Source organism: Aestuariivivens sediminicola (genome assembly GCF_022662015.1).
In the GTDB taxonomy this organism is placed as follows: domain Bacteria; phylum Bacteroidota; class Bacteroidia; order Flavobacteriales; family Flavobacteriaceae; genus Aestuariivivens; species Aestuariivivens sediminicola.
In genome coordinates this window covers 247,349-262,491 of record NZ_JAKMCM010000004.1, presented here as the reverse complement: position 1 = coordinate 262,491, position 15,143 = coordinate 247,349, and the positions used below count along the sequence as shown (strand labels likewise).

Annotated in this window: 8 protein-coding genes; 7 read left to right on the top strand and 1 reads right to left on the bottom strand. The window is 40.0% G+C overall.

Annotation, left to right across the window (positions count from 1 at the left end):
- Nucleotides 1-19: 19 nt before the first annotated feature.
- Nucleotides 20-1,591, bottom strand: coding sequence for a sulfatase family protein (locus tag MR041_RS11015; protein ID WP_242093866.1), 1,572 nt, complete (start codon nucleotides 1,589-1,591; stop codon nucleotides 20-22).
- A 300-nt stretch (nucleotides 1,592-1,891) separates the two neighbouring features.
- On the opposite strand from MR041_RS11015, the gene MR041_RS11010 reads away from it, so the two are divergent.
- From MR041_RS11010 to MR041_RS10980, 7 genes are all read left to right on the top strand, one after another.
- Nucleotides 1,892-2,923, top strand: coding sequence for a glycoside hydrolase family 130 protein (locus tag MR041_RS11010; RefSeq protein WP_242093864.1), 1,032 nt, complete (start codon nucleotides 1,892-1,894; stop codon nucleotides 2,921-2,923).
- Between the two features lie 3 nt (nucleotides 2,924-2,926).
- Nucleotides 2,927-4,555, top strand: a complete 1,629-nt coding sequence (locus tag MR041_RS11005) for a sodium:solute symporter (RefSeq protein WP_242093863.1) — start codon at nucleotides 2,927-2,929, stop codon at nucleotides 4,553-4,555.
- A gap of 7 nt (nucleotides 4,556-4,562) precedes the next feature.
- Nucleotides 4,563-6,038 carry a sulfatase family protein gene (locus tag MR041_RS11000; protein WP_242093861.1) on the top strand — a complete coding sequence of 492 codons (1,476 nt, stop codon included), beginning with the start codon at nucleotides 4,563-4,565 and terminating at the stop codon, nucleotides 6,036-6,038.
- 78 nt (nucleotides 6,039-6,116) lie between these two features.
- Nucleotides 6,117-9,935 (top strand): ATP-binding protein, encoded by a 3,819-nt coding sequence (locus MR041_RS10995; protein WP_242093859.1) that lies wholly within the window; start codon nucleotides 6,117-6,119, stop codon nucleotides 9,933-9,935.
- 199 nt (nucleotides 9,936-10,134) lie between these two features.
- Nucleotides 10,135-11,430, top strand: a complete 1,296-nt coding sequence (locus tag MR041_RS10990; protein ID WP_242093857.1) for a hypothetical protein — start codon at nucleotides 10,135-10,137, stop codon at nucleotides 11,428-11,430.
- Between the two features lie 4 nt (nucleotides 11,431-11,434).
- Entirely contained in the window at nucleotides 11,435-12,670 is a 1,236-nt protein-coding gene (locus MR041_RS10985) for a hypothetical protein (protein WP_242093856.1), read from the top strand.
- 4 nt (nucleotides 12,671-12,674) lie between these two features.
- Nucleotides 12,675-15,140: a T9SS type A sorting domain-containing protein gene (locus tag MR041_RS10980; protein ID WP_242093854.1), complete on the top strand. Its 2,466-nt coding sequence runs from the start codon at nucleotides 12,675-12,677 to the stop codon at nucleotides 15,138-15,140.
- The last annotated feature ends 3 nt before the right edge of the window (nucleotides 15,141-15,143 follow it).

The window sequence follows — 15,143 nt, the reverse complement described above, 5'->3', positions numbered from 1 at the left end:
TAATTTCAATAAAAGGTGTCTATTTTTTAGTATCGGATTCCAATCCTCCAAAATCAGTATCAGATATGGCTCGAAGTTCATCCAAGGTCAGATTATTGCCATAATGCTGTTTTAGATAGGCTAATTCCGTTTTTAATTTTGTGATAAGAGGAGCATGTGCTTCCGAATGAATAAGGTTATTTAATTCTGAAGGATCTTCTTTCAGATCATATAATTCCCACACATCAATATCATAATAAAAATGAATGAGCTTGTATCGATCTGTCCTAATACCGTAATGCGGTTGCACATGATGCCAAAATGGGTATTCGTAATAGTGATAATACATAGATTGTCGCCATTCGGTATTTGTATGTCCTTTTAATTGTTTGAAAAAGCTTTTGCCTTGCACATCTTCGGGAACAGACACCCCAACCATCTCTAACACCGTCGGTGCTAAATCGATATTTGAAATGACATCGGTTACCACGGTTCTTGGTTTAATCTTTTCTGGATAACGGATTACAAAAGGCATGCGTAACGATTCTTCATACATGAATCGTTTGTCGAACCAGCCATGTTCCCCAAGGTAGAATCCCTGATCAGAGGCATAAATGACAATGGTGTTCTCTTCAAGATTATTATCCTTTAGATAATTGAGTACCCGACCTATGTTATCATCAACAGATTTCACTGTTGCCAGATAATCTTTTATGTAGGTTTGGAATTTCCATTCTCTAAGCGCATTCCCCGTTAAAGAATCCCCAGGATTTACGATTTCACCGGGGTTGTTTCCAAAATCGAACCACTTCGACAATTGCTTTCCTGATAAGGCGTCCGGTGGTGTTAATTTCATGTCCCTGCGATTGAAGAAATCCATGGTCATGTGGGTATCACCTGCAGTTCGTTCTCTACCGTTGTAATCGTCATAAAAGGTATCCGGAAGCGGTACGTTTTCATTTTCCAAAAAATCCTCATATTTTTTATCCGGAGCCCATTCTCTATGCGGTGCTTTATATTGAAGCAATAGACAAAAAGGCTGTTCGCTGTCCTTATTTTCCAACCATTCTATAGCAAAATCGGTAGTTAAATTGGTAGCATAACCGACTTCTTTTACAGGTGTTCCATTTTCACTGTAGGTCGGATTCCAATACACACCTTGTTCGCCGTGATCTGTATGGTATTTGTAATAATCGAAGCCTTGAGGTTCAGAAGCCAGATGCCATTTACCCACCATAGCTGTTTGGTAACCTGAGTTTTGAAGAGCCTTCGGGTAGGTCCATTGTTCAGGATCAAAATAACCCCCTTTGTAGTTTTTATAATAGCCGTTCATATGACTGTACTTCCCGGTTATTATGGAAGCTCTGCTGGGTCCGCATATGGCATTGGTACTAAATGCATTCATAAGAATAGCCCCTTCATCGGCCAGACGATCGATATTGGGTGTAGGAGCCATAGCCTTGTAATCACCGCTATATGCTGAAATAGCATTTGTCGCATGATCATCAGAAAGAATAAATATAATGTTCGGTCGCTTCGAGCCCTGATGAACGTCCTGGGGAAGGACTGCTCCGGTAAAGGCAATACAAATAATAAAACAAATAATTTTCATAAGGCTTATTTCTAAGTTGTGCATTAAACACAAAGTTAATGCTATCATTATCCATTTGAGTTTATTTTTCGTCCAAATGGTTCTCTGAACTGACCACACTTAAACTTTTCAGGAGGCAGGGTGCTGTGGCTTTCCAAGGTTTTATATCGTTTCAAGTACCGTGTTGATTATTATGAATTTTTAATCCAATTTCAGGACTTGACCATAATTTCTATCATATTGACCTATTTTAAAACCTTTTGTAATAGCGATCACATTAATATTGTGGAAGAAAACGACACTAACCAATATTTTCAATCAATGAAACTAGAAAAATTCGCAGGAAATCCAATTCTAACTCCTGAACCAAATAATGATTGGGAAAACCTTGTGGTATGCAATCCGGGTGTTTATTATGACAATGGAAAATTCTACATGCTCTACAGGGCCGCAGGAGATGATGCCGAACACATTATTAGATTTGGACTGGCAGTGAGTGATGACGGATATCAGTTTAATCGCGTTTCGGACAAACCCGTTCTCGGCCCCAGTGCAGAGGGACCGGATAGGGGCTGTATCGAGGATGCACGCATCATAAAATTGGATGATTATTTCTATGTAACCTACGCCTTCAGACCCTTTCCTCCAGGACAATACTGGAAGTTTGAACATGATGTGGTATTGACCGCAGATCACGGCGAACATGCACCTCATTTCATAAAAAAGAATATGGCGAACTCTGCTTTAGCTATGACTAAAGATTTTAAAGAGTGGATTAAACTAGGCCGTATTACGGCATCTAATTTAGATGATAGGGATGTCATTCTTTTCCCGGAAAAAATAAATGGTAAGTACGCTATGCTTCACAGACCTAAGGAATGGATAGGAGGGGGCTATGGCGTGAAGAAACCTGCCGTTTGGATACGATTCAGTGACGACCTTTTGGTGTGGAATGAACCGAGTACCATGATCATTGGTGGTATTGATGGTGGCTGGGAGGAAAAGGTCGGTGGGAGTACGCCACCATTGCGAACAGATAAAGGGTGGCTCGTTCTGTATCATGGTGTTGAAAACGGTGGTCTGGGCTATTATCGCGTGGGTGCTGTTATGCTTGACCTCGATGATCCTACAATAGTGCTGGGCAGAACTAAAGATTATATCATGGAACCCGAATTTGACTATGAGATAGAAGGCTACTACAACGGTTGTGTGTTTCCGACAGGGAATATGATAATTGAAGACACTTTATATGTATACTATGGTGCTGCGGATAAATATATAGGTTTGGCGACCTGTAATGTCAATGCTTTAATCGAATTCACTTTAAGTAAAGAACAAAACACAAAATCATAGCTTATGGAAGGCACGAATATTATTACACAAGGCCCCAACTGGGTAAATGGTCTGTCATGGGCCGATATCCTGATCATCGTCCTTTATTTTTTGTTCGTGGTTTATCTTGGGATAAAATACAGCAAAAGTAAAGATGAGAAATCCTATTTTTTGGCCGGTCGTGGAATGGCCTGGCCTGTTATTGGGTTTTCCTTATTTGCGGCCAGTATTTCGAGTTCGACCCTCATAGGGCAGGCGGGTGATGCCTACAGTACCGGAATTGCGGTATTTAACTATAATTTAGGCTCGGTGGTCGTGATGGTATTTTTTGCATGGTTTATTTTACCTTTTTACATTAAATCAAAAATATTCACGATACCTGAGTTTTTGGAAAAACGCTTTAATGCGGCCTCGAGGTATTATTTCTCTGCAATAACCATAGTCGTGAATATTTTTCTGGATGCAGCCGGTTCGCTGTATGCTGCGGCCATGGTTATGAAACTGGTATTCCCAGAAGCCTCCATATTGTCACTGTCTGTTGTTTTTGCCATTATAGTGGCCGCTTATACCATACCCGGAGGACTTTCAGCAGCGATACGAGTTGATTTAATGCAAGGGATATTTTTATTGGTAGGATCCATAGTACTTACCTTCTATGCGACCTATAACGGCGGTGCTGAATATGTGAAAGAACTGTTGGCAGAAGGCGATGTTTTAATGAAACTGGTGCGTCCGATGGACGATTCGTCCGTGCCATGGCTGGGCGCCATCATAGGGATCCCTATCCTTGGCTTGTTCTTCTGGGGTAACAATCAGCAGCTGGTACAAAGGGTATTGACCGCAAAGTCCATTGACGAAGGACGAAAGGGCGTGCTGCTCGTTGGCTTTTTAACAGTACTTACCTTATTTGTTATCATTATCCCTGGTATTATGGCCATTAAATTATTCCCGGATCTTCCCAAACCGGATATGGTATATCCCAATCTGATCATGAACCTGTTACCTAATGTCCTTATCGGATTTATGATGGCTGCCATGGTTGCGGCCTTAACCTCATCTTTAAGTGGTTTACTCAATTCTGTGGCAACCCTTTTCACAATGGATTTTTACGATAAAATCGTTCCTAATAGTACCTCGAAGACAAAGGTCAGGGTGGGGAAGATGGCCTCAGTTACCGTATTGCTAATTGCTGTGTTTTGGGCACCTCAAATTGGAAAGCAATTCGGCACCCTGTTAAAGTACTATCAGGAAATGCTATCGATTATGGCACCACCAATTGTTGCGGCCTTTGTGTTGGGCATTTTTTGGAAAAGAACCAATGCCTCTGGTGCTTTTGTCGGACTTATGGCCGGGATTACTCTGGGTGTGATCAATATAATATACGCTGTAAATGTCGGACACTCCATATTCGGCGATATACATTTTCTGTTAACGGTTCCCTATTATTTTGTCTGGAGTCTGATCGTCATGGTAGTGGTGAGTTTGCTAACCAGGAAACCACCGCTTGAAAAAATTGAAGGACTGACCTTCTCATTGGACGAGTACAAAGAGGAAACGCTTGGATTAAAGCAGATTCCATTTCACAAGAGCTATCGGTTCTGGTCTTATATGCTTCTTCTATTTTGTTTAGTAACTTTAATCATGTATTGGTAATTTGAATATGAAACCTGTAATATCTTTTAAGACGATGTTATCCGTCCTGTTTTTTATCATCGTGGTAAGTGGTTGTAAGAAGGCGGAAACAGAAAAGAAACAACCTAACTTTTTATTTATTTTGGTCGATGACCAACCCTTTGATGCTTTGGAATCCAGCGGAAGGTATCCCTTTTTAAAAACACCGAACATGCAAAGGCTTGAAGACGAAGGTGTGAAGTTTGACAACTATTATGTGACCCAGTCCATATGTTCGCCTTCCAGGGCCAGTTTTTTAACCGGTACCTATCCTCATATCCACGGTGTCAATCAGAACAACCGACATGTGGATCCGGATTGGGAGACCAATAAGCCTTATAGTCTGATTCTGCAGAAGGCAGGGTATGAAACGGCACATATTGGCAAAATTCATATGGCCCATTATGAAGGAGAAAGACATATCAGACCCGGATTTGATTATTGGTACAGTTTTGTGGGACAGGGCGAATATTTTGACCCAATGGTAAATGATAATGGGAGAGAATATCAGGAAAAAGGATATATGACAGATATTCTAACCGACAAAGCCATTGCTTGGTTAAAGGAAAAAAGAGACCCTAACAAACCGTTTAGTCTCAATTTATGGCATAAAGCCGTACATGAAAACCATTCCCCCGCACCCCGACATGAGGATATCTATGCCAATGACTCTTTGCCCGCACCACCCTATGACACGCATCTGGAAAATTTTAAAGGGAAACCTGAATGGCAACGCATTAAGGCTTGGGACTCCAAATGGAAATCCTATGAGCATTCGGATACCATAGCACCAAAACCGTGGCCCATAAAAGGCGATAAATTTAAAAAACTCCTGGAGTGTCTGGTAGCGGTTGATGAATCTTTGGGCCAAGTCCTTAAAACCCTTGAAGATATTGGCGAACTGGATAATACGGTTGTCATCTATAGCAGTGATAACGGTTATTTTATGGGTGAACACGGGTATTGGGATAAAAGAATTGCCTATGAAAATTCTATGAAAATCCCCATGCTAATACGATATCCCAAAGCCATTCAACCCGGTACAAAAATTAATGATATCGCATTGAATATTGATTTGGCTCCTACTATACTGGATTTGGCGGGATTGAATACACCAGATTACATGCAGGGTGCGTCCATGACCCGATTATTCGATAACAATCAGAATCATGAAGACTGGAGAACATCCTTTATGTTCGAATATTATATAGATGATGCCTATCCCTATGCCGGACCGAATATGTTGGCTATAAGGACAAAACGATTTAAATTGATTGATGCCTTTCTGGAGGATGATATTGACGAGCTTTACGATATCGAAAATGATCCCGGAGAAATGATCAACCTTATAAACCATCCTGAATATCAGGAAATTGAAGATGGGCTTCGCGCGGAACTTGAAGAATTAAAAATTAAGTACAAATACAATCCCGACAGAGATTGGTGGTTAAGAACTCAAGTTTAATCTCGTTTTAATTAAATTCCCATTAAATTTGAAATGGGAATTTATTTTTTTAGTAAGTTTAAATAAACAGGGGTCTTTATGTTTCACAAGCAGAAGATAGGTGTCATTTTCTTTTTTGCCTTTATCTGGTTTAATGGTTTTGTGTTGGCCCAGCATGTCAAGCGAATTGAAACCGGGGCCGGATTGATCCGGGGTACGATTAATGTTTTTGAAAAAGACAGTCTGGGTTATTTCTGGATAGGCTCGGATAAGGGACTAAATCGCTATTCCGGTTTGGAATTCAAAAATTATGACCTAAAGTCTTTATCATCCGTGGAAAGTACGGGAATCATTGATATGCTCAATCTAAATGGGGATTTGTACATGATTAGTCCCAATGGCTACCTTATAACTTATGACTATGAACACGATCGTTTTGAGCAGGTTTTACATATTGACCAAAAACGGTTTCTGTCCATGGCACAGTTGGATGAGGATCGAATTTTAATTGGTCTGGATCACGGGTATATTATTTATAACCTGACCACACAGAAGGCCTCGGACATTTTGTTTCCGGAAACCTTCATCAATAGGGGAATTCAGGTCTCGAATAATGTGGTGTATGTGGCCACGGGAAAAGGGTGTTACATTTTTGATGTGTTACCGGACTCGGATAACTTGTCCCTGCGGGAGGTCATTTTAGAAAAAAATGATATCATAAGTATCGCTATGGATTCTAAGAGAAGACTTTGGATAGGTACGGAGGTAGGGGGTCTTTTCATTAGGGACGAAAAGGAGATCAGATCGGTTTTTATTAAGGAATTACAGAAAAAGACCTACGCTATTCGAAAAATTGAATTCGATACTCAAAACAATGCCCTTGTGGCTATTGACAGATTGGGTCTTTTCGTATTCGACGAGAATCTTAATGTCATAAACCTATTCGGGCATAATATTGACAACCCGAATAGCATTGGTCAGAATAGTATTTATGAGGTATATGTCGATAAATCGAATGCTTATTGGCTTGGGCTTCGTGAAGGGGGCATAAATATAATTTATAATAATGATAATATTTTCAATCAGATACACCATGTGCAAAACGATGCCAATAGTATCAATAACAACACGATAAGGGCTATTTATGAATCCGCAGACGGGGCGTTATGGTTTGGAACGGAAAGCGGGATCAGTAAATATGAAAACCAAAAGGTTCAAAACTACAATAGTCATCCGAAACTTTTTAATACAGCCGTGCTGTCCATTGCAGCATATAATGGTGATCTGCTACTGGGGACTTATGGGGAAGGTATATTGGTCTTCGACAGGAATAATGGGGTAATCGATAAACCACCGTTTAATAAAGAAGTTCCTCTTAAATTGGTTTTTAATATCTCTGTATTCAATGATGACATTTGGATAGCCCAGGGTAATGATGGCCCGCTATTGCATTTCACAAAAAACCAATTGGTGCACACCTATGATGTAGGCCTGGTGAGATCGATGGTCCAGGGCTATGATGACATTATTTATGCAGGATCCAATATTGGATTTTTCGAAATCAATAAACGAAATAAAAGTGTTCGAAAGATAAGGGAAGACACCTTCAACAACTTAAATGAAATCCATAATTTAAATTTTGATCAGTTGAATAATGCCATATGGCTGGGTTCGGCTAAAGGATTGCATAAATTTAATTTGAGCAATGAGGTCTTGGATCATATTAGCGTCAATACGAATAAAGAGATAGGGACGGTTTTTTCCATTAAGAAGGACAATGTACAAAACCTTTATTTGGCGGCCACCACAGGACTCTGGCGATATGATATCAAGACTAAGCTGTTTAGAAAATACTCCGATCAGGATGGGTTGGATATTCAGGAATTCGGGCCAGGAGCTTCTGCAATACTCAGGGATGGACGATTGGCTTTTGGTGGCCCTGAGGGTGCTGTTGTATTTCAACCAATCGATTTGGAAAGAGATCCTGAAATATCAAAAATTTATCTCGGAAATTTTCAAATCAATGGGAAACAGCCAGACAGTCTAACCCTGGATAGGAATATCAATTATACCCGCGACATCGTTTTAGGCTACGATCAGAATACCATATCATTTAACTTTGAGACCATTAAGTTTCATGGGTCAAAAAGAAACCGTTTCGAATGGCAACTCAGAGGTTATGACGACAGTTTGAGAAATGCCTATGGCGATGAAAAGATCACCTATTCCAATTTGAACCCCGGGGATTACAGACTAATAGCCACTGGATTCAACGCAGACGGAGAAAAGGCGAAAAGTGATTATCTTCTGAACATCAAAATAAAAAAACCATTTTGGAAATCGGGTATCGCTCTTACTTCCTATTTTCTAATCCTATGTTTTTTCATTTTTCTAGTGTATAGAATTAACATAGCCAATATTAGGAAGCGCAGCGATGAGGACAGGATAAAATTCTTTGTTGAGGTGGCTCATGATATCAGAACACCGGTTTCCTTGATACAGTTGTTGGTAAAGCAATTGGCGAATCAGGAGCAGGTCGAAAAATCCATGGAACTCATTCAGAGGAACACTCAGAATCTAAATGAATATGTCTCTCAGTTATTAGATTTCCAAAAATTAGACAGAAACCAACTTAAACTGCAGGTGAGCCAGGTAAACCTTAAAGCGTGCTTGTCAAAAATAGTGGATGACTTTACACCAATTCTTAAGGAAAAATCTATAGACGTTATTTTAAAGGTAAAACATATTCCGGTTTGGTTCGATGTCCCGAAAATGAGCCGAATTTTCTATAACCTGATTTCCAATGCCATTAAATACAGTAATGAGGGAAGTGAAATAACGATCAGTGCTTTCCTGAATGATAAAACCCTCAGAATTGATTTCATTGACAACGGCATAGGCATTCCGGAAAAGCAGCAGAACGCTATTTTTAATCGCTTTACCAGGGGTACGAACGTGGCGAATCAGGGTATTCCCGGGACCGGTATTGGATTAATGCTTTCAAAGAAAATTATTGAATTGCATGGCGGTAAAATAACTTTGGAGAGTAAAGAGAACATCGGATCAAAATTTACCATCCTATTACCCGGTGGCAGTGAGCATTATGGAGAGGATGTCCTGATTCATGACTACGACAAACCGGAAAAAAAAGATAAACTCGAAGGACTTCTTATAAAGGAAAAATTAATTTTATTGGTTGAGGATAATATTGAGTTAAGATCGGCTATTAAGAATGAATTAGGTAAAGTGCATGCCATCATTGAGGCTTCTAATGGTAAAGAGGGCTTGTTGTTGGCCCTTTCCAAAAGTCCCGATCTAATCATTACCGATGTGATGATGCCGGAGATGGATGGTAAGGAACTATGCCATCTGCTTAAGACCAACTTTAAAACGAGTCATATTCCCATTATCATGTTAACTGCCCTTGCCGATATAGACGATAAGATCAAGGGGTTGGAAACAGGGGCGGATGCCTATGTTGAGAAACCGTTCAATGTCTCCATACTAAACGCCACCATTAATAATCTTATAAGGTCGAGAGAAAATATATCGCGCTTACTGGACGATAAGAAAATAGACAAACACCTCACTCCCGATGAACGTTTTTTGTCGGATGTCATAGAGACCATAAGGGAAAATCTTACTGAAAAGGATTTTTCCATCGATAAACTTGCCGAAATGATGGGATTGAGTCGATCCAACCTTTTCAGAAAACTCAAAGGTTTGGTACAGATGTCCCCTTCAGATTTAATCTTAAAAATAAAATTAAATCATGCGGAGGAATTGATGAAGAAAAAATCGCATTCACGGATCTCAGATATTGCCTATGAATCCGGATTCCATGATCCTAAACATTTTAGTACCCTCTTTAAGAAATACTACGAAAAAACACCCAAAGAATATATTGATAGTCTATAGGTCATTCATCACAAATTAACATGATGTAAAGCTCAGGATGCCTATAGCGATACCTGCCAGCATAGAGCCTAATAATATCTCAAATTCCATTTAAGTTCCCGGAAATATAGTTTTGACTATTATTTAAACCTTCTTGATTTACTCATAAACCTTTTTAAAGCGGTTTTTAGCGAGATTGCAGTATCAAAGACGGTTAATTATGCATAAAAGAAGAATTCTCCCCATAGGTACTGGTTTAGGCTTATTCACATTACTTATTTATTTTTTCCTTAGTGCCACTGAGGTCATCCCTGACGGTGATGCCGGTTCCGTTTCAGATAAAGTCGCCTCCTACAATTATGCTATTGGAACTCAAACAGTAGGATCCAAGTACAAATTTACTGATGAGACGATGCTGGTTGAAACGGCCGTTGAGATCAAAAAAATGGGTTCAAATCTCTTGAAATTCAGTATGCACCCGAGATACTGCACAGAAAACTATGGCTTACCAAAGAATGATGCCATTACGTCCCTTACCAAATTGGCAACTTTAGAGCCCTCTGTAAAGAAAGTATTGGACATGGAATTTAAATACTATCATATCTGGACCTATGGTTTTTCTCAATACACACCCGAACCACCCGGCGAAAAGGACGACACGGCGCAAATAAAATTTATTGATGGCTACCCAAAACATTATGAAGACGCCTTGTATAAAGAGCTTTACGAATTTACAACCTATCTTCTGAAAACCTATTCCGGTTCAGGTAAGGTCTTTTATTTAGGCAATTGGGAAGGCGATTGGCATTTAAGATCGGATTATGACCGTACAAAACCGGTAAATGAGAAAACCCTTGAGGGGATGATCCGATGGGCCAAGATAAGACAGAAGGCTATTGAGGATGCAAAAAGGGATAATCGTTATAATGATGTATCGGTTTACTACTATATAGAGGTTAATCTGGTGAGCAAGGCCTTAAAAGAGCCCCATGCTAAGGTAGTGGCGAATACTGTCGTTAAAACCGTAAACCCGGACTATGTGTCTTATTCCTCATATGACGCTACCAATCCTTACAAATCTGAAGCCGATCTAAGGACAGGGCTTCATATCTCCCTGGATTATCTCGAGGCGCAATTATCGCCAAAAAAAGATATACCATCAGGAAAACGCGTCTGGATTGGCGAATATGGCAATCCAAGTGTAAAGTACGACAATAGGATGCAGAACTTAAGGTCTATCTGGACTATTAAGGCGGCATTGGAATGGGGTACACCTTATATATTATACTGGGAACTATACAACAACGAAATTGACGCTGAAACCGGGGAACAAATTGGTTACTGGTTAATTGATGATCAGGGAAAGAAACAACCTATATGGTATACGCACAATAACTTTTATAAGGAGTCTAAAAAATATGTGGAGGATTATCTCATTACCAATGGGGAATTACCAAGTTTTGATGACTTCAGGGAAAAGGCCCGGACCTTTAAAAGCTTAAATCCATCACTATAGAATTATGAGACAGATACTATTTATAATTACACTGTGCTTAACTGCTGCAATGTTCCCTCAGGACTATGATTATGGGATTCAAATGCCCCTGGAAGATTACAACTTTGTTTTGGGGACGAACAGTTTCCCAAATACCTATCAGTTAACAAAGGAGTCCAGATTGATAGAGCAGGCCAAACAGACCAGGGCATTGGGCTCTAATATGTATAAGACCTCAATCACCCTTAGAAACTTAAAGGATTATGGTTATACAAAGGACGATGTGAACAATGTCATGGATGTTATTCGCCTCATACCTGATTATGATAAAATATTCGAAATGGATTTTAAGTACTATTTCTTCTGGTTGCACACCTCCACCGGAATTCAATGGAAAAAGGGCATCAATAAAAATCAGGAGAAACGATTGTACAAGGAGATGTACGATTTTGTTTGTTACCTGTTAAAAAAATACAATAACTCGGGTAAAACCTTTTTAATAGGTAACTGGGAAGGCGATTGGCTTTTGCATCCCAATTACAAGCGACATATGACGCCACCCAGGGAGCATGTGGATAATATGACCAAATGGTTCCAGATAAGACAACGGGCCATTGATGATGCCAAAAAGGCAATTAATCATCAAAATGTTTCCGTATACTATTATATAGAGGTTAATTTGGTACTGAAAGGTATGGAAGGCAAAACCTGTATCACAAGGGATATCTTACCAAAGGTTGATGTCGATCTTGTTTCGTATTCCAGCTATGAGTCGAGCAAGAAAAAAGATTACCAGACAAATAAAGCGGTTTTAACCAAAGTTTTCAATTACATAGAAAGCCAATTAAAACCAAAAGAAGGATTGCCATTTAAAAGAAGGGTTTTTATAGGCGAATATGGTGGTCATGCCTTCGATGACAAACCTGCAACACATCTCAGGCAATTTAACAATGCAAAGGACATCATGCAGATCGCCTTGGAGGAGGATTTACCTTTTAACTTATACTGGCAGATGTATAACAATGAGTACACTCCTGAAGGGGTATCCAAGAACATGTCCTTAATAAATGAAAAAGGACAAAAAAGGCCGCTGTACTATCTCCATCAGAAGTATTACAAAGGTCTTAATGACTACCTGAAAACGTTCAAATCCCAAAATGAGGTCTATCCAAGTCATGAGGAATTTAAGAAAAAGGCGCTGGACATTCTGGAAAATGTCTATCAGGAAATAGAACCACAGGTATTGCCATCTGTAAATTAAAAAAATGAAAACAACACTTAATATAAGTCATCATCTTGTTTGTTCACTCTTGTTATTTGCCTGGTGCAATGCCTTCGCGCAGTTGGCCTTGGTAAGTGATCAGGCGATAGATTTTTCGAGTGCCGTGAGTTCGGTTTCAGGGGGTAATTGGAGTAACCCTGCCATTTGGAGTAACGGACAGGTACCATCAGGTCTAACCGATGTGATTATTGAAGATGGTCATACCGTCTACATAGATGTTCAGGGGGGTGTCTCCGGTGAAATAGTCGACCTGTGTCGTCATCTTCTGGTCAGGCAAACCGCGGTTTTACAAATGGGGCATAACACGCCGAGTTTTGCAAAGGATTTAAGGATTAACGGCAGTATTCTGTGCAATGGAACCTTCTCCTCCGGACGCAATCAACCTGGAGGGTCGGGCGATGGGTCCATTTTTACCTACAACAGTCGCATATATCTGAATCTCACAGAAGATCAGACCTATATATCTGGTTCGGGATTTTTCAATCCGAGATCGCTGAGTATTGCCAGTAATCTTCAAAATAAAAGTCTGACTATCGATTTGTACAACATGGCTACTGACGACAATTTTGCCATTAAATCCGATAATCGCGTGAACGTTACCATTAGTCATTATGCCTACATCAGGATATATGGTATTTTAGGCCTTACCGGGAGCGACTATCAATTCAGTTCACCCACGGCCAAATCTGATATAACCATACACGGGATCGTGGTGACTGACGATGTGAGTCTGTTTACCAAAAATACGACTATAGGAGAATCTACCTCGCTTACCATAGCTGATCAAGGTAGTTTGTATACACAAAAGATCAACAAAGGCATACTGGATAAGAAAACGGAGGCCGCCGGATTTACATTAACCATCGATCCGGGAGGCTTATTGCGTTTGGGTCAGGGTGTTAATTTTGACAATTTAAACAATGCAAATCCGAATTTCGTATTTGTAAACAATGGCGAGTTGAGAGCGCATTATTCTGAAACCATGCCGTCCCAGGCAGAGATTACTGCCAGTATAGACCAATATGACCCAAATAATGGTGCTGAAGTGCCTCAGATTCAAGATATATTTGGATCAAGCCATATTGCAGGTTGGTATAATTTTACTGACAGACCATACCTGCTGGAGGGATTGGATTATTACAAAACTTTTGGTGCCACCTCAATAAAGACGACTTTAACGGCGAAGAATGGTAATATGTTTAATGCCTATCATTTTAATCATACCTGGCCGAACTTTCAGAATCTCAAAGACGTGGCCCAGCATGAATATTTAGATTCCCTATTTCTGAGAAACCACATTAGGAGACATACGTTTTGGACGACCACCAAAAAGCAAGGCGATTTTAAGAACGGTCCGGATTTTAACCATGATACTTATTTAGATGAAGAGCAACAGTTCTATGATTTGACCAAGTATATTTTGGAGACCTATGGTTCCATGGACAAGACCTTTGTATATCAAAATTGGGAAGGAGATTGGCAGTTAAGAGGTGAAGGTGTGGCCTGGGAGAATGATCCCTCACTCATACCGGATGATGTCGAATGGATGACTGAAGGTATGGCGAGATTAGTTAGGGCAAGGCAAAGAGGAACGGAAAGGGCACGTAATGAATTGGCAGGTACTAATGCAAAAGTATTTTATGCTACCGAATTCAATAAACTTTGGACACAACAGAGCGGTAGTTACATTACGATGATGGACAATGATACACCAAGTGTTCTGGAAAACGTTATCCCACACACCAGAATAGATCTATCGTCCTGGTCGGCCTATGACGGCCGTTGGTCAAATGGAAGTCATCCCCATGGGCATGCCCTGTGGAAAGGACTCGAAATAGCACGATATTATACAACTCAGACAGGAGATCTAATAGCTGATTGCCCGGTACAAATTGGAGAGTTCGGCATTAATGAAAATCCGCCATACAATGGCAGTAATACGGAGTCCGTCATTATTAACAGGTATGGCAGATATATTGGTGTCGCTCTTGGTCTGGGAATACCAAATTTTTATCTATGGAATCTGTATTGTTCCGGACAACAAGGTGCTCCCTCTGGTTTTACCTGGGAAAAAGACACCCAATACGATGCTAGCTTTCTCTATCAGTGGATGGATGGTAAATGGTTGATCGAACCGGATGGGAGTTGGGGCTATGCAGCTAGTTTTTTAATGATGCAATGGGCGGAAGGTCTTTCAGCAGAATCCAAAGGCATGTTGGAAAGCACTATTAAACTATACCCCAATCCGTCAATAGGGTTGGTTCAATTCAAGGGTTTAGGAAACAATTCAAAAATTACATTTTTTGATTTGAATGGCAGAAAAGTTAAGGCGACCAATTATTCTGAAGACAGCATAATAGATGTCAGCAATTTAAGTAAGGGGTCTTACATTCTTAAAATTGAGAGTAATGATAACACCATAGAATTCAAAAAATTACTTAAAAACTAAATG

Excerpts from the sequence above, each read along its gene's own strand:
- MR041_RS10985 (WP_242093856.1), top strand. The coding sequence starts at position 11,435 with ATGAGACAGATACTATTTATAATTACACTGTGCTTAACTGCTGCAATG.
- MR041_RS10990 (WP_242093857.1), top strand. The coding sequence starts at position 10,135 with ATGCATAAAAGAAGAATTCTCCCCATAGGTACTGGTTTAGGCTTATTC.
- MR041_RS11005 (WP_242093863.1), top strand. The coding sequence starts at position 2,927 with ATGGAAGGCACGAATATTATTACACAAGGCCCCAACTGGGTAAATGGT.
- MR041_RS11015 (WP_242093866.1), bottom strand. The coding sequence starts at position 1,591 with ATGAAAATTATTTGTTTTATTATTTGTATTGCCTTTACCGGAGCAGTC.
- MR041_RS11000 (WP_242093861.1), top strand. The coding sequence starts at position 4,563 with ATGAAACCTGTAATATCTTTTAAGACGATGTTATCCGTCCTGTTTTTT.
- MR041_RS10980 (WP_242093854.1), top strand. The coding sequence starts at position 12,675 with ATGAAAACAACACTTAATATAAGTCATCATCTTGTTTGTTCACTCTTG.
- MR041_RS10995 (WP_242093859.1), top strand. The coding sequence starts at position 6,117 with ATGTTTCACAAGCAGAAGATAGGTGTCATTTTCTTTTTTGCCTTTATC.
- MR041_RS11010 (WP_242093864.1), top strand. The coding sequence starts at position 1,892 with ATGAAACTAGAAAAATTCGCAGGAAATCCAATTCTAACTCCTGAACCA.